This window comes from Kitasatospora sp. NPDC056327 (assembly GCF_042261735.1).
GTDB lineage: Bacteria > Actinomycetota > Actinomycetes > Streptomycetales > Streptomycetaceae > Kitasatospora.
Window position 1 is genome coordinate 1 of the sequence record NZ_JBHJRC010000205.1, and the last position, 15441, is coordinate 15441.

At 73.7% G+C, this 15441-nt stretch carries 15 protein-coding genes; 10 read left to right on the plus strand and 5 right to left on the minus strand.

What is annotated here, in order from left to right:
- Positions 1-70: 70 nt before the first annotated feature.
- Positions 71-706 (minus strand): TetR/AcrR family transcriptional regulator, encoded by a 636-nt coding sequence (locus tag ACFCX4_RS25435; protein ID WP_376146622.1) that lies wholly within the window; start codon positions 704-706, stop codon positions 71-73.
- Between the two features lie 63 nt (positions 707-769).
- On the opposite strand from ACFCX4_RS25435, the gene ACFCX4_RS25440 reads away from it, so the two are divergent.
- Positions 770-1723, plus strand: coding sequence for a hypothetical protein (locus ACFCX4_RS25440; RefSeq protein ID WP_376146625.1), 954 nt, complete (start codon positions 770-772; stop codon positions 1721-1723).
- Between the two features lie 97 nt (positions 1724-1820).
- Here ACFCX4_RS25440 and kynU read toward each other — a convergent pair whose 3' ends face one another.
- Both kynU and ACFCX4_RS25450 read right to left on the minus strand, forming a co-directional pair.
- Positions 1821-3047, minus strand: coding sequence for a kynureninase (gene kynU, locus ACFCX4_RS25445; RefSeq protein WP_376146628.1), 1227 nt, complete (start codon positions 3045-3047; stop codon positions 1821-1823).
- Positions 3048-3173: 126 nt separating this feature from the next.
- Entirely contained in the window at positions 3174-4004 is an 831-nt protein-coding gene (locus ACFCX4_RS25450; protein WP_376146631.1) for a tryptophan 2,3-dioxygenase, read from the minus strand.
- 223 nt (positions 4005-4227) lie between these two features.
- Between ACFCX4_RS25450 and ACFCX4_RS25455 the strand changes: the two genes are divergently transcribed.
- Both ACFCX4_RS25455 and ACFCX4_RS25460 read left to right on the plus strand, forming a co-directional pair.
- Positions 4228-4662 (plus strand): Lrp/AsnC family transcriptional regulator, encoded by a 435-nt coding sequence (locus tag ACFCX4_RS25455; RefSeq protein WP_376146634.1) that lies wholly within the window; start codon positions 4228-4230, stop codon positions 4660-4662.
- 67 nt (positions 4663-4729) lie between these two features.
- Positions 4730-5272, plus strand: a complete 543-nt coding sequence (locus ACFCX4_RS25460; RefSeq protein WP_376146637.1) for an NADPH-dependent FMN reductase — start codon at positions 4730-4732, stop codon at positions 5270-5272.
- Between the two features lie 89 nt (positions 5273-5361).
- Here ACFCX4_RS25460 and ACFCX4_RS25465 read toward each other — a convergent pair whose 3' ends face one another.
- The gene (locus ACFCX4_RS25465; protein WP_376146640.1) at positions 5362-5997 is read right to left on the minus strand and encodes a MarC family protein; all 636 of its coding nucleotides are present in this window, start codon (positions 5995-5997) and stop codon (positions 5362-5364) included.
- Between the two features lie 197 nt (positions 5998-6194).
- Here ACFCX4_RS25465 and ACFCX4_RS25470 point away from each other — a divergent pair, with 197 nt between their 5' ends.
- From ACFCX4_RS25470 to ACFCX4_RS25480, 3 genes are all read left to right on the plus strand, one after another.
- Positions 6195-6755 carry a DoxX family protein gene (locus tag ACFCX4_RS25470; RefSeq protein WP_376146642.1) on the plus strand — a complete coding sequence of 187 codons (561 nt, stop codon included), beginning with the start codon at positions 6195-6197 and terminating at the stop codon, positions 6753-6755.
- A gap of 243 nt (positions 6756-6998) precedes the next feature.
- Positions 6999-7640: an FxLYD domain-containing protein gene (locus tag ACFCX4_RS25475; RefSeq protein ID WP_376146645.1), complete on the plus strand. Its 642-nt coding sequence runs from the start codon at positions 6999-7001 to the stop codon at positions 7638-7640.
- A 347-nt stretch (positions 7641-7987) separates the two neighbouring features.
- Positions 7988-9811, plus strand: coding sequence for a glycosyl hydrolase family 18 protein (locus ACFCX4_RS25480; RefSeq protein WP_376146647.1), 1824 nt, complete (start codon positions 7988-7990; stop codon positions 9809-9811).
- Between the two features lie 138 nt (positions 9812-9949).
- Here the strand turns inward: ACFCX4_RS25480 and ACFCX4_RS25485 are convergent, their stop codons facing one another.
- Positions 9950-10495: a MarR family winged helix-turn-helix transcriptional regulator gene (locus tag ACFCX4_RS25485; protein WP_376146650.1), complete on the minus strand. Its 546-nt coding sequence runs from the start codon at positions 10493-10495 to the stop codon at positions 9950-9952.
- Between the two features lie 172 nt (positions 10496-10667).
- Here ACFCX4_RS25485 and ACFCX4_RS25490 point away from each other — a divergent pair, with 172 nt between their 5' ends.
- From ACFCX4_RS25490 to ACFCX4_RS25505, 4 genes are all read left to right on the plus strand, one after another.
- Complete coding sequence (locus ACFCX4_RS25490) at positions 10668-12008, plus strand: MFS transporter (protein ID WP_376146653.1); 1341 nt, start codon at positions 10668-10670, stop codon at positions 12006-12008.
- 143 nt (positions 12009-12151) lie between these two features.
- On the plus strand, positions 12152-13771 hold the full coding sequence (locus ACFCX4_RS25495) for a dolichyl-phosphate-mannose--protein mannosyltransferase (protein ID WP_376146656.1): 1620 nt from the start codon (positions 12152-12154) through the stop codon (positions 13769-13771).
- 3 nt (positions 13772-13774) lie between these two features.
- On the plus strand, positions 13775-14560 hold the full coding sequence (locus ACFCX4_RS25500) for an ABC transporter permease (protein WP_376146659.1): 786 nt from the start codon (positions 13775-13777) through the stop codon (positions 14558-14560).
- 240 nt (positions 14561-14800) lie between these two features.
- Entirely contained in the window at positions 14801-15388 is a 588-nt protein-coding gene (locus ACFCX4_RS25505) for a TMEM165/GDT1 family protein (RefSeq protein WP_376146662.1), read from the plus strand.
- The last annotated feature ends 53 nt before the right edge of the window (positions 15389-15441 follow it).

Genomic DNA, 15441 nt, shown 5'->3' on the forward strand with positions numbered 1-15441 from the left:
GCTGGGCGGGGGCCGCCGGGTGGACCTTCGACCGGGCGGCCCCTCGTGTCGCCACCGGATGCGGGGCGGCTCAGTCCCGCCGGGCCGGGGGCCACCCGGCGAGCCCGCCCGCCAGCAGGCCGAAACCCGCCGTGACCGCCTCCCCGGCCCGGGCCCGGACGGCGGCCACCGGTTCGCCGGCCACCACGCCCCGCCGGACCTCGGCCAGTGCCGCCCGGTGCGCGCCGGCCAGCGCCCCCGCCACCACCCGGGCGGACGGGTCGCCGGCCGGGGCGCCCGCCTCCTCGGCCAGGGCCGCCGCCAGGGCCTCCTCGGCCCGCTCGCCGAGGTCGAGCAGCCGGGCCCGCAGCGCGGGGCTGTCCTCGACGGTCCGCCAGAACGCCGCCGCCCGCGGGTCCAGCCCGTACGTCGGCTCGCCGGCGTCCAGCCCGGCCAGCAGTTCCGCCCGGACGGCGTCGACGGGGGAGTCGCCGGCCGGCCGCTCCCGCACCACCCGGGCGAGCCGGTCCACCACCTCGTCCTGCCGGTCGAAGAAGAGGTCCTCCTTCGTCGGGAAGTAGTTGAAGACCGTGGTGACGGCCACGCCGGCGGCCCGGGCGACGTCGGCCACCGTGACCCGCTCGAACCCGTGCTCGGTGAACAGCGCCGTCGCGGTGTCGGCGAGCAGGGCCCGGGTCCGCCGCTTCTTCTCCTCGCGAAGTCCCATGGGGGAATCATAGGGTCGCATCAAACTTGTAGTGACACCAGAAATTTCGGCTACGGTGGGGTCATGACCTTCACCTTCGGCATCTACCCCGGCGGTCTGCTCGGTGACGAGAGCCGTGTGATCACGCCCGTGCGCCCCGACGACCCGGAGCGGATCACCGCCGCACTGCGCGGACTCCAGGGCGCCGCACCCACCCTGCTGGTCCGCGCCTACCGCTCGTACCCCGGGGGACCGGCCACCCCACCGACCCCGGCCGACCCCGGGCAGTACGCGCGGGAGGGGCGCCGGCTCGACCTGGTCCTCCAGTTCCGCGCGGCGGACGGCCGGCTCGACGGATGGCCGGAATTCGTCCGCGGGACCGTGCGCCGTGAGGGGGCGCGGATCGGCACGCTGCAGATCTGCGAGGAGCCGAACGTCGACTCTCCGGTGCTCGACGGCTCCGTCCCGAACGTCCTGCGGGCCCTGGTCGAGGGGGTGGTCGCGGCCAAGGAGGAGGCGCTGGAGCTCGGCCTGGACCTCGCCGTCGGGTTCAACGCCGCCTTCGCCCCCGACCCGGCCGAACCGTTCTGGGCGGAACTCGGCGCCCTCGCCGGCGAGCGGTTCCACCGCGCGCTCGACTACGTCGGCCTGGACTTCTTCCCGGACGTCTTCCGGCCGCTCCCGGCCGGGCGGCTCGGCGAGGCGGTCACGGCGGTGCTCACCGGCTTCCGGCGGGAGACCGTCGTCCGGGCCGGCATCGGTCCGGGGGTCCCGGTGCGGGTCTGCGAACACGGCTGGCCCACCGGCCCCGGCCGCACGGAGCAGCGGCAGGCCGAGGTGGTCGAGGAGGTGGTCCGCACCGTGGCGGGCCTCGCCGGCGGACTCAACCTCACCGGCTACGGCCACTTCGGACTGCGTGACGCGGACAGCGCGGGGCCGGGGCCGTTCCACCGCTTCGGGCTGCTCCGGGACGACTACACGCCCAAACCGGCCTTCGCCGTGTACCGGAGGCTGGTCGGCGAGCTGACGGTGCCGTGACGCCGGCGGCCCCCGGGCCGCCTCCGCCCCCGCGGTCCCGCGCCCCGGCCGCCCCGGGGGCGGGGCCGCCCGGGGCCGCCGGGCGTGCCGTCCGGCCTCAGGTCACCTCGCCGCGCCGGGAGAAGCGCTCGTCCTGCCACTCGCCGCTCTCCAGCACCTGCGCGAGGTGTCGCGCGGCGTCCCACACCTCGGTGTGCGAGAGGTAGAGCGGGGTGAAGCCGAAGCGCATCAGGTCCGGCGCCCGGAAGTCCCCGATCACCCCGCGGGCGATCAGTGCCTGCACCACCGGGTAGCCGTCGGCGTGCCGCAGCGCCACCTGGCTGCCGCGCCGGGCGTGCTCGCGCGGGGTCACGACCTCGATCCCGTCCAGACCCTCCACCAGGCCGACGAACAGATCGGTCAGCGCCAGGCTCTTGGCCCGGACGGCGGCCCGGTCGGCCCGCTCCCAGACGTCCAGCGAGGCCTCCAGCGCGGCCTGGCCGAGCAGCGAGGGCGAACTGGTGAGGAAACGGCCGATGCCCGCCTTCGGCTCGTACCCCGGCTCGAAGGCGAACGGGCGGGCGTGCCCGAACCAGCCGCTCAGCGGCTGCCGGGGCCCGGCCGCCAGATGCCGCTCGGCGGCGTACAGGAAGGCCGGCGAGCCGGGGCCGCCGTTCAGGTACTTGTAGGTGCAGCCGACCGCGAAGTCCGCTCCGCTCGCGGAGAGTTCGACCGGCAGTGCGCCCACCGAGTGGCAGACGTCCCAGACCATCAGCGCCCCGGCGGCCCGCACCCGGGCGGTGATCCCGGGCATGTCCAGCAGTTCGCCGGTCCGGTAGTCGACGTGGGAGAGGACGACCGCGGCGACGTCCGCGTCCAGGTGCGCGTCCAGGGCGGCCGGGTCGATCAGCAGGCTGCGGGCGCCAGGGACCAGGCCGGTCACGCCCTCGGCGATGTAGAGGTCGGTCGGGAAGGCCGCGCGGTCGCCCAGCACGGTGGAACGGCCGGGGCGCAGCCGCAGCGCCGCCGCGAGCACCTTGAACAGGTTCACCGAGGTGGTGTCGCAGACCACCACCTCCTCGGGGGCGGCCCCGACCAGCGGGGCGATCCGCCGCCCCAGCCGGTACGGCTGCTCGAACCAGCCGGCGTCGTTCCAGCTGCGGATCAGCTCGTGGCCCCACTCCCGCTCGACCACCGCGCGCACCCGCTCCGGGGTGCGCACCGGCAGCGCGCCGAGCGAGTTGCCGTCCAGGTAGACCACCCCCGGCGGCAGGGCGAACTCCCCGCGGAACGCCGCCAGCGGGTCGGCGGCGTCCAGCGCCGCGCACTCCTCGCGCGTGATCATGCCCAGCCCTCTCCTCTGTCCCGGCCCGACCGGGCCCTCTCCTCGTTCGTGCTCCCGGCGGGGCGCGGTCCCGTGCGCCGGTACCGCTCCGCGGCCCGGGGGTTCACGTCCGGGCCCGGTCCGCCCTCACAGGCCGTCCCGGACCGCCCACAGCTCGGGGAAGACGTCCTGCTCGGCGGAGCGGCGCAGCCAGGTCAGGCCGCTGGAGCCGCCCGATCCCGGCTTGCCGCCCATCGCGCGCTTCACCGCCGCCAGATGGCGCTGGCGCCAGCGGGTCACCCGTTCGGCGACGTCCAGCAGCGCCTCGGCGAGCGGCAGCAGCCCGGCGTGCTCCGGTTCGGTGTAGACCCGCCGCCAGGCCGCCTCGACCGCCTCGTCCGCCCGGTGCCGCTGCTCGGAGACGGTGTCCGGCACGGCCAGGCCGTGCCGGGCCAGCAGCGCGAGCGCGTCGTCGTACAGGCCGGGGGAGCGCAGCGCCCCGGTGAGTCCGGCGAGCGCCTCGGGGCTGTCCCGGTACATGTTCAGCAGCGCGGCGTTCTTGTTGCCGAGCAGGAACTCCAGGTGCAGGAAGGCCGAGGACTGGAAGCCCGAGGCCTCGCCGAACAGCGAGCGGAAGGCGCCGAACTCCTGCGGGGTCAGCGTGGCCAGCAGGTCCCAGGACTCCACCAGCACGTCCTGGACGTGCGTGCCCCGGCGCAGCGCGGCCAGCGCGCCGGCCTGGTCGTCCTCGCGCAGCGCCTGCTGGGCGAGCGTCCACTCGTGGCGCAGCAGGCCGAAGAGCAGCTCCATCACCTGGGTGGTGACGATGAACGACAGCTCGGCCGGCACCTCGCTGAGCGGGTGCTGCAGGCTGTGCAGTTCGTCCAGCCGGGCGTAGCGCGCGTACGGGGTGCCGCGGCCCTGCTCCCCGGCCCGGCCGAACGACAGGTTGGGCCTCTCCACCGTGTCGTGCCCCATGCCCGATCCCTCCTGAAGTCGCCGGCGGCCCCGCCGCCGGGTGCCGGACCCCATTGTGCGGCGGCCGGGTCCCGCATTTGAATGGGCGGCGGGCACGGCAACCGCTCTTCCGCCTGTCGTACGCGAGGTGTTCTCCCGATCCTCCTCACGATCGCAAAGGAGCGGATTCCGGCCAACCGGAGCACACCCGAACCGCACCCGAACCGCACCCTCAGGAGCCACCGTGGACGCCGTCGACCGCCGCCTGTTGACCGAGCTGCAGACCGACGCGCGGCTCTCCTACAACGAACTCTCCCGCCGGGTGAGCCTGTCCGCACCCGCCGTGGCCGAACGGGTCCGCCGCCTGGAGGCCGACGGCGTGATCACCGGCTACCACGCCCACCTGGACCTCACCCGCTCCGGCCTGCCGATCACCGCCCTGGTGCAGATCCAGTGCTACGGGCCGCGCTGCGTGCTGCGCGACCCCGAGGTGGCCCGCTGGCCGGAGGTGCTGCAGTTGCACCGGGTGACCGGCGGCGCCTGCTGCGCCCTGCTGGTCGCCGTTCCCGCGATGGCCGATTTCGAGGCCCTCATCGACCGCCTCGGCGCCTACGGCCAGCCCGCCAGCTCGATGATCCTCTCCAGCCCCGTGCCCTGGCGGCCCGTCGTCGTGCCGTAGGGCGCCGGCCGGCCGGGGCCGGATCGGGCCGAGCGCGGGAGCGGGCCGACGCTATAGGTTCCTGCCCATGCCGAACGACCGTCACATCCTGCTGCTCCCGGGCAGCCTGCGCGCCGGGTCCGTCAACGAGACGGTGCTGCGCACCGCCGCCGCCGTGGCACTGGTCACCGAGGGCGTCGGGACCACGTACTTCACCGGGCTGGCCGGGCTGCCGCACTTCAACCCGGACCTGGACACCGACCCGCTGCCGGAACCCGTCACCGCGCTGCGGGCGGCGGTCGAGGCCGCCGACGCCCTGCTGATCTGTACGCCCGAGTACGCCGGGACGCTGCCGGGCGCCTTCAAGAACCTGCTGGACTGGACGGTCGGCGGCATCGAGATCGCGGACAAGCCGGCCGCCTGGATCAACGCCGCGGGGACCGGCCGGGGCCTGGGCGCGGAGGCGGCGCTGGGTACGGTGCTGCGCTACACCGGGGCGGCCGTGGTCGAGGCGGCGTGCGTGCGGCTCCCGCTGACGCGCGGGGACGTCGGCACGGACGGGCTGGTCACCGATCCGCTGGTGCGGGACCGGATCGGCGAGGCGCTGGTCCGGCTGGCCGCGGCCGTCTGAGCCGGCGGCCGGGGCGGGGCGTCGGCCGTCGGCCCCCTTCCGGGGCCGGGCCCGGCGGCTCGGTGCCCGGCGGCTCGGTGCCGGTCGGCTCAGTGCCCGTCGGCCATGTGCACGCCGAGCCCGTCCAGGCCGTTCAGGAACAGCTCGACGCCGACCGCCGCCAGCAGCAGGCCGAGCAGCCGGGCGACCACCTCCAGCGAGGTGCGGTGGGTGCGCAGCATCAGCGGGGCGAGCGCGGCCACGCAGACGAAGTTGATCGCCACCACGGCGACGTACGCGCCGGCCACGGTGGTCCGCCAGCCCCAGTCGTCCTTGGCGAGCGAGCCGACCAGCACCGCGCTGACCGCGAGCGGGCTCGCCAGGTAGGGCAGCAGCAGCTCGCGGATGCCGTCGATCATGGGATTGGACAGGTGCTCGTCGCCCTCGTCGGTGCCGGCGCCGAGGTGGACGCCGAAGACCAGCGCGACCGCGTAGACGAAGAAGATCAGCCCGCCGGCCAGTTGCAGCGACTGGTCGCTGATGTGGAACAGCGAGGTCACGAAGTCGGCGCTGTAGGCGAGGATCACGCCGATCACCGCCGAGACGAGGCTGCTCCACGCGGCGAGTCTGCGCAGCTCCCCGGCGGTGCGGGTGGTGGCCAGCCGGGCGAAGGACAGCATGACCTTCGGCGGGCCGACCACGGCGAAGAACGCGATGAAGGCGCTGCTCAGGTTGAAGACGAACATGGGCCAAGCATGGCCGCGCCGCCCGGTCCGGCCCGGATGCCACGCTTCGGACCGGTTTATTCCCCTTCGCTCCATTGTTCGCCCGAACGGCTGCCCCGGGTCGAGGCTCCCGGTGCTTTCCGCTGCCATGGAAGCCGGACCGCTCCGCCGTCCGGCGGAGGGCTCCGGCAAGGGACGCCCCGGAAAGGGACATCGACATGGCTCTGAACCGTAAGGACCTGGGCCTGCTGGCCCTGCGCGGCGCCGTCGGCGGGGTGCTGATCGCCCACGGCAGCCAGAAACTGTTCGGCTGGTTCGGGGGCGGCGGCCTGGACGGCACCACCCGGGCGATGGAGGCGATGGGCTTCCATCCGGCGCGCCAGAGCGCGGTGGCCGCGGGCCTCGGCGAGGCGGGCGGCGGTGCGGCGCTGCTGGTCGGGCTGGCCACCCCGGCGGCCGGCGCGGTGGTGGCCGGCACCATGGCGGGCGCGGTCGCGGTGCACGCCCCGGCGGGGTTCTTCGTGACGTCCGGCGGCTACGAGTACCCGGCGTTCCTCGGGGCGACCGGCCTGGCGCTGGGTGTGGCCGGGCCGGGGCGGTACTCGCTGGACCACCTGACCGGGCACGCCTTCAACCAGCCGTGGGTCGGCGTGCTGGCCTTCGTGGCGAGCGCGGCCTCGGCCTACGGGGTGGTGGCCCGGCGCCGGCACGCCGTCCGGCTGGCGGAGGAGCGTGCGGCGGTGCAGGCGGAGACCGAGGACGGGGCCGGGCTCTCCTGACCCGGGCCGTTCCGCGGGTGGGTGACGTGGCCGGCCGGCCCGGCCGACCTGCGCGGGTGGGTGGCGGCGGGTGGCGGCCGGGGGAGTCCCGTCGGCGCTCACCCGAACGCCCCAGCCCTGTTGGCGGGCGCCTCCCGGCCCCCGGAAGGTGGGCGGGGAGGCGCGCCGGGCATCCCGGCGCCGGCCGGATCCCGCCGGCCAGACCCGCCGGGCCGGACCCGCCGGCCAGAATCGAGGACCCCGATGGACCGCCAGCCGCCCCGTCGTCCCGTCACCGTCACGTCGCCGCGCCCGGCGCCGCCCCGGCCGACCGCCGCGGACCCGCGGGCCCCCGTCGTCCGGCGGCCGCGCCGCGCCGCGGCGGCGGTCCTGGGGGCCGCCCTGCTCGGCGGGGCCGCGCTGGCGGGCTGCTCGTCCGACGCCAACCCGGGCAGCGCGGTCTCCTCGGCCGCCGCGCAGGCCGGTTCGGGTATCGCCGGAGCCGCCTCGGCCGCGGCCTCGGCGGCGAGTTCGGCGCTCGCCTCGGCGGCGGGCGGGGTCTCCTCGGCCCTGGCCTCGGTGGCCTCGTCGGCACAGGCGGCGGCCTCCTCGGCGATCGCCGACGTCAAGGGCGGGCTGGACGCGAAGGGGGACGTCACGGCCGGGGCGGTGTCCATCGCGGACGGCAAGGCCGAGGTGACGCTGACCGTCACCAACCACGAGCAGGAGAGCAACCAGTACGTGGTCCAGGTCAACTTCACCGACGACAGCGGCAACGTGCTGGACGCCACCGCGGTGAAGGTCCCGGACCTCGCGGCCGGCCAGAGCACCGAGGTGAAGGCCCGCAGCAACCGGGACCTCACGGGCTCGGTGAAGGCGGTGATCGCCAACGCCGTCCGGTATTGACCGGACCCGTCCGGCGTCAAGCCGGTCGTCGTGTACCCGTCGCCCCCGCTGATCCGCAGGTCAGCGGGGGCGTCACGGCCTCCGGGGAACCTTAAGCGCGACTCAAGCGTCAACATCACCCCTTGACGGGCTAGTTGGTCTAGTCCATTTTAGTCCCCAGGTGCAGGGAGCCCCTGAGCCGGCGTCAGCGGTTCGCCGCTGACGCCGGTTCGGCTACTCCGGCGTCCGTCAAGGCATGCTCCGCTCGATTCCCCCATCCCTTCTGTCATGTTCCGGTCGTACGGCCCCACCCCGTACCTGCGTCCCGGGACACGGCGGAATCCCCCACAACCAGGAGTCACGCACCCATGCTCCGTTCACGCATCGAAAGGGCCGGGGCCCCGGTTCAGGAGGGCGGCCGTCGCAAGCGGTCCAAGAGCCTGACCGCGATCGCCGTCGGTACCACGGCCTCCCTGCTGCTCGGCGCGGGCCTCGCGCTCACCGGCGGCAGCACCGCCAACGCGGCCGAGGGCAACAGCACCGGCGCGCCCGCCACCAGCGGCGGCATCAAGGTCGCCTACTTCGACCAGTGGTCGATCTACTCGAACGCGTACTACCCGAAGACGATCCAGGACACCGGCGTCGCCGGGAAGCTGGACTACATGATCTACTCGTTCGCCAACATCCACCCCACCAACGGCACCTGTTTCCAGGCCACCAAGGCCGCGAGCCAGGACGAGAACAACCCCAACGCGGGTGACGGTGCGGCGGACGCGTTCGCGGACTACCAGAAGAGCTTCGGCCCGGACATCTCGGTCGACGGTGTCGGCGACGTCTGGAACCAGCCGATCGCGGGCAACTTCAACCAGCTCAAGAAGCTGAAGGCGAAGAACCCGAAGCTCAAGATCCTGATCTCGCTCGGTGGCTGGACCTACTCCAAGTTCTTCTCGTCGGCGGCTGCCACGGACGCCTCCCGCAAGAAGCTGGTCTCGTCCTGCATCGACATGTTCATCAAGGGCAACCTGCCCACCGAGGCCGGCTACGGCGGCCCGGCGTCGGCGGCCGGCATCTTCGACGGCATCGACATCGACTGGGAGTACCCGGGCGGCGGCGGCCACCTCGGCAACCAGGCGAGCCCGAACGACAAGCAGAACTTCACCCTGCTGCTGAAGGAGCTGCGCGAGCAGCTCGACGCGCAGGGCAGGACCGACAACAAGCAGTACTACACCGCGGCCGCGGTCGGTGCCGGTCAGGACAAGATCAAGAACGTCGAGACCGACAAGATCGGTCAGTACCTGACGTTCCTGGACGTCATGACCTACGACATGCACGGCGGCTGGGAGGCCAAGGGCCCGACCAACCACCAGGCCCCGATCTACTCCGGCCCGAACGACCCGATGACCCCGGTCCCGGGTGGCAACGGCAAGTACAACATCGACTCGGCCATCAAGGCCTACACCGTCGGTGACCCGCAGTACGGCATCGCGGGCGGCTTCCCCGCCAACAAGATCAACGTCGGCGTGCCGTTCTACTACCGCGGCTGGACCGGCGTGCCGAACGGCGGCAAGAACGGTCTGTTCCAGTCCGCCACCGCTCCCGCCCCGGGCGCCCCGCTCTCGGGCAGCGTCCCCGGCATCCAGATGTACAAGGAGCTCGCGGGCTTCGTCGACAACCCGTCGAAGACCTACTGGGACGACGCGGCCAAGGCGACGTACTTCTACGACGGCAACGTCTTCTGGTCCGGTGAGGACGCCCGCTCGATCCAGGCCAAGCTGGACTACGCGCACTGCAACGGCCTCGGCGGCTCCTTCGCCTTCTCGCTGTACGACCTCGGCACCAAGACGGCCCTGTTCGACAAGATGGTCGAGGCGACCAACGGCTCCGCCGCGAACTGCCCGGCCCCGCCGACCAGCACCCCGCCGACCACGCCGCCGACCACCCCGCCCACGACTCCGCCGACGACGCCGCCGACCACCCCGCCGACGACGCCGCCGACCACCCCGCCCACCACTCCGCCGACCACCCCGGCCGGTTGCGCGGGTGCCCCGAGCTGGGACACCAACACCACCTACGCCACCTCGACGAAGGTCTCCTGGAAGGGCCACTACTACACCAACAAGTGGTGGACCAAGGGCGAGGACCCGTCGCTGAGCGGCCAGTGGGGCGTCTGGACCGACAACGGTCCCTGCTGACGCGACACTGATCAGCCACTGATCGGATGAGGGCCTGACGGACCCTCGCACCGCACCCGCACGAAACGGTCCGGCCCGCCGGGGGAACCTCCCCCGGCGGGCCGGACTGCGTTGCCGCCGGTACCGTCCGGCCGGGCGCTACCGCCCGGCGGTGTCCGGCCGGCTCTCCTCGATCCGCCGCAGCATCCGGGCCAGCATCCCGGAGAGCACGGCGCGGTCCTCGCCGACGACGTCCTGGAGCAGCTCCTCCTCGAAGACGGCGGCCATCCGCATCGACTCCAGCCACTTGTCCCGGCCGGTCTCCGTCAGCTCGATGATCACCCGGACCCGGTTGGCCTCGTCCCGCTCCCGGGTGACCAGCCCCTCGGTGACCATCCGGTCGATCCGGTGGGTCATCGCGGCCGGGGTGAGCCCGAGCCGCTTGGCCAGCTCGCCCGGTCCGAGCCGGTACGGGCTGCCGGCGACCACCAGGGCCTTGAGCACCTCCCACTCGGCGGAGGTGATTCCGAGCACAGTCAGCTGCCGGTCGTAGGCGACGGTCATCCGCCGGGCGACCCGGGAGAGGGTCTGCACGATGGTCTCCACCTGCGGGTCGACGGTGGGGAACTCCCGCTGGTAGAGGGCCACCTGCTCGGCGATGCCCAGCTCGCGGGCGGTGGCCGGCGCGGGCTTCTCTGCAGTCATGCGGACCAGTCTCCCATGTGAGATGCACTCCTTAAGCCTTTGACTCCACACTCTTCTGGTGCTAAGACTTTAACGTCAAACTTTAGCTCTTAAGTCTTATGCTCTGAAGAGTACGGAATCAAACCTGACGAAGCCCCGACGGGGCGGAGTCCGCAGTGAAGGGGTGTGCACGGTGACCGGCACGGTGAAGCAGCAGGGGCAGCAGCGACGTGGGGCGGGCGGCCCGCTGCGCCGCGTCCAGATCGGAAACGCGCTCAGCGCGTTCGGCAGCGGTTTCACGATGCCGTACATGTTCGTCTACGTGGACCAGGTGCGCGGGCTGGGCTCGCTCGCCGCCGGGATGGTGTTCACCGTCTTCGCCCTGGCCGCGCTCGCCGTCCTGCCGTTCACCGGCCGCGGCATCGACCGGTACGGCCCGCGCCCGGTGCTGCTGGCCGGCGCCGCGCTGGCCGCCACCGGCGCGTTCGCCTTCGGGCACGCCACCGACACCCCGGCGCTGCTGGTCTCCTCGTTCCTGTTCGGCGCGGGCGTCACCACCTGCCAGCCGGCGCTCGCCACGATGATCGTCCGCTGCTCCACCGCGGCCACCCGCTCGCACGCCTTCGCCCTGCAGTTCACCCTGATCAACCTGGGCATGGGCATCGGCGCGCTGGTCGGCGGGCAGATCGTGGACGTCGCCGACCCGGCCAGCCTGACCCGGCTGTTCACCATCGAGGCCGCGACCTTCCTCGGCCTCGCCCTGGTGACCGGCACCGCGCGCCTCCCCGAGGCCGCGCCGGTGCTCGTCCAGGACCGCGCCGAGGGCCCGCAGGGTCTGCGCGCCCTGGTCGCCGACAAGGCGATGGTCCGGCTCAGCATCCTGGCCGGGCTGATCTTCTTCACCTGCTACGGCCAGTTCGAGTCCGGCGTCGCGGCCTTCGCCACCGACACCGTCGGCACCGCCCCGTCCACCCTGGGCATCGCCATCGGCGCCAACGCGCTGACCATCGTGGTGCTGCAGATGTTCATGGTGCGGATCACCGCCCGCCGCCGCCGCACCACGGCGATGGCCGCGGCCGGCGTGGTCTGGCTCGGCGCCTGGGCGATGGCCCTGGTCGCCGGCCTGATCCGGACCGAGGCGATGGCCGCCACGGTCGCGATCGTCTCGATCTACGCCCTGTTCGGCGTCGGCGAGTCGCTGCTCGCCCCGACCATGGGCCCGATCGTCGCGGACCTGGCCCCGGCCCGGCTGCTCGGCACCTACAACGCCGGGTACGCCCTGGTGAAGCAGGTCGCGATCGCGGTCGGCCCGGCGGTGGGCGTCCTGCTGGTCGGCTCCGGCACCTGGCCGCTCTACCTGGCGGCGATGGCCGGCAGCACCGTGCTGATCGTGGTGATGGCGCTGCGCCTGCGGCCGTACCTCACCGCCGCCCAGGACAACGCGCCCGCCGGCCCCGCCGGCGACGGGCAGGCCCCCGCGGCCCCGGTCCGCACCCCGGCCCGGCCGGTCCGCGAGCTCCGGGCCGTGGCCTAGCGGACCGCGCACGGGCGCCGGACGGATCACCTGGACGGCGCCCGTCGCGCTTGGATTCGCGTCCGGCGGCACATAGTGTCGGTGGCTGTTGACAAACCGGCCGGTACGGGCGGGACAGGCTAATCGGCGAGGCTACCGACACCATGACGCAAGCGGCACTCACCCACCCCCCGGCGGCCCCGGCCCCCGTCGCCCCGGCACCGGAGCGGCGGGGGCCGCTGCGATGGGGGCCGCCGCGCTGGGTGGCGGCGCGGGCGGGCTGGCTGGGGCCGATCGCCGTGGCACTGTTCGCCGGACTGCTGCGGTTCCGGGACCTCGGCCACCCCGACGCCTTCGTCTTCGACGAGACCTACTATCCCAAGGACGCCTGGTCCCTGCTGGAGCAGGGCTACGAGGGCAGCTGGCCGGAGCACGCGAACGAGCAGATCCTGGCCGTCCCGCAGCAGATCCCGCTCACCCCCGCCCCCGAGTTCATCGCCCACCCGCCGCTCGGCAAGTGGGTGATCGCCCTCGGCGAATGGGGCTTCGGCCTGCACCCCTTCGGCTGGCGTTTCATGACCGCGCTGCTCGGCACCGTCACCGTCCTGATGCTCGCCCGGATCGGCCGCCGGCTCTTCGGCTCCACCCTCATCGGCTGCACCGCCGCCCTGCTGATGGCCGTCGACGGCCTCCAGCTGGTGATGAGCCGGGTCGGCCTGCTCGACGGCGTCCAGATGTTCTTCGTGCTGGCCGCCTTCGGCGCGCTGCTGATCGACCGCGACCGTGCCCGCGCCCGGCTCGCCGCCGCCCTCCCCGACGGCGGCGACACCGTCCGGCTCGGCCTGCGGCCCTGGCGGATCACCGCCGGCCTCTGCCTGGGCGCCGCCGCCGGGGTCAAGTGGAACGGCGTCATGGTGCTCGCCGCCTTCGGCGTGCTCACCGTCCTGTGGGACCGCTCCGGCCGCCGGTGGGCCGGCGCCCGCCGCCCCTGGCGCTCGATGCTGCGCCTGGACGCGCTGCCCGCCTTCCTCTCCACGGTCGGCGCCGCCCTCGTCGTCTACGTCGGCGGCTGGGCCGGCTGGCTGTTCACCACCGGGGGCTTCGACCGGCAGTGGGCCGACGACCGCGCCGGGCTGTCCCCGGACAGCTTCCTCGGCGTCCCGCTGCCGCAGGTGTCGATGAGCTGGGTGCCCGCGCCGCTGCGCAGCCTCTGGCACTACCACTCGCAGATGTACGACTTCAACACCGGCCTGAGCAGCCCGCACACCTACCAGTCCAACCCGTTCAGCTGGCTGGTCCAGGGCCGGCCGGTCTCCATGTACTGGGAGCAGGTGCCGGCCGGCCAGCGCGGCTGCACCGCCTCCGGCGGCTGCGCGGCGCAGATCCTCGGCCTCGGCACCCCGCTGCTCTGGTGGACCGCCTGCTTCGCGCTGGTCTACCTGCTCTGGCGCTGGTTCTTCCGCCGGGACTGGCGCTCCGGCGCGGTGCTGTGCGGCGTGGCCGGCGTCTACCTGCCGTGGTTCCAGTACCAGGAGCGGACGGTCTTCTCGTTCTACATGGTGGTGCTGGTCCCGTTCCTCTGCCTGGCCGTGGCGCAGATGCTGGGCGCGATGCTCGGGCCCGAGGGCTGCCCGCCCGAACGGCGCCGCCTCGGGGCGGCCGGGGCCGGGCTGATCGTGCTGGCGATCGTGGCCTGCTTCGCCTTCTTCTACCCGCTGTACACGGCGGAGGTGATCCCGATGACGTCCTGGCAGGACCGGATGTGGTTCACCAGCTGGATCTGATCGGTGGTCCGGCTCGCCGCGGGCGACGGGCTGCTGCCGGTCACCCCGGGGCTGGGCGCGGTCACCGCGGCCCTGCTGCTGGCCGCCGTCGCGGTGGCCGGGTGGGGACGGCTCGGCCAGGGGCGCGCGGTGCTGCGGGCCGGGCTGCGCGCGGTGGTGCAGCTCGCCGCCGTCGCGCTGGTGATCACCTGGGTGGTCGGCTCGCGCTGGTGGTCGGCGCTCTTCGTGCTGCTGATGTTCACGGTCGCGGTGCGGACCGCGGGCCGGCGGATGGTGCCGGCCCCCGGCCGGGGGTGGGGCTGGGCGGCCGTGCCGATCGGGGCCGGGGTGCTGCCGGTGCTCGTGCTGCTGCTCGGCACCGGCCTGCTGCCGCCGAAGGGGCTGTCGGTGATCCCGGTCGCCGGCATCCTCATCGGCGGCGGGCTCACCGCCACCTCGCTCTCCGGCCGCCGCGCCCTGGACGAGCTGCGCCAGCGGCACGGCGAGGTCGAGGCGGCGCTGGCGCTCGGCTTCGAGGAGCGGGACGCCCGGATGGAGATCTGCCGGACCGCCGCCGCCACCTCGCTCGTCCCCGCGCTCGACCAGACCCGGACGGTGGGCCTGGTCACGCTCCCCGGCGCCTTCGTCGGCATGCTGCTGGGCGGGGCGTCGCCGGCGCAGGCGGGCGCGGTGCAGCTGTTCGTGCTGGTCGGGCTGCTGGCGGTGGAGTCGGTGGCGGTCGTGGTGGTGCTGGAGCTGGTCGGCCGGGGGCTGGTCCGCGCCGGGCGGCCCGGCGGGGTGATCGGGTAGGCTTGGCGCGTTGAAGGGGAGTAGCCCTCCACCGGACCGTCGACATACTGGCCCCACGGGGCCCGGCGCCCGGGGCACCGCGGTTGTTCGACGGGTGCCGGCGAGACCTTCGGCCGCAGTGCTGTGCGTGCGCGTCCCGACGCGTTCCGCGAATCACCCACCAGCGCTGTCGGGCCGGAGCGACCCCCTGACGGAGCTGCTGCGGTCGGGCAGCCCGAACCCCGAGGGACACCACCCCCGATGAGTCTGACCGTCGCCGCGATCACGTTCGGCATCGTCTTCCTGGCCGAACTGCCCGACAAGACCGCCCTGGCCAGTCTGATGCTCGGCACCAAGTACCGGGCGAGCTACGTCTTCGCCGGCATCGCCGCCGCCTTCGCCCTCCAGGTCGGCCTCGCGCTGGTCGCAGGCCACCTGCTCTCGCTGCTCCCGCACCGCTGGGTGGAGGGCGTCACCGGTGTGCTGTTCCTGGCCGGTGCGGCGATGCTGCTCTTCCACGGCGGGGACGACGACGAGGACGGGCACGCCGCCAAGGAGCCGTCCGCCAACAGCTTCTGGAAGGTCGCCGGGGCCAGCTTCGTGGTCGTGGCGATCGCCGAGTTCGGCGACCTGACCCAGATCATGACCGCCAACCTGGCCGCCAAGTACGCCGACCCGCTCTCGGTGGGCCTGGGCGCCTGGCTGGCGCTCTGCTCGGTCGCGGGGATCGCGATCCTCGGCGGGCAGAAGCTGCTCAAGCACGTGCCGATGAAGGTGATCATCCGGTTCGCGGCCGGTGTGATGGTGCTGATGGCCGCGTTCAGCATCTTCCAGGCGATCAAGGGCTGAGCAGGGCCGTCCCGGGGGCGGGGCAGGCGCAGGTGTGCGAGGTCGGCCTCGAC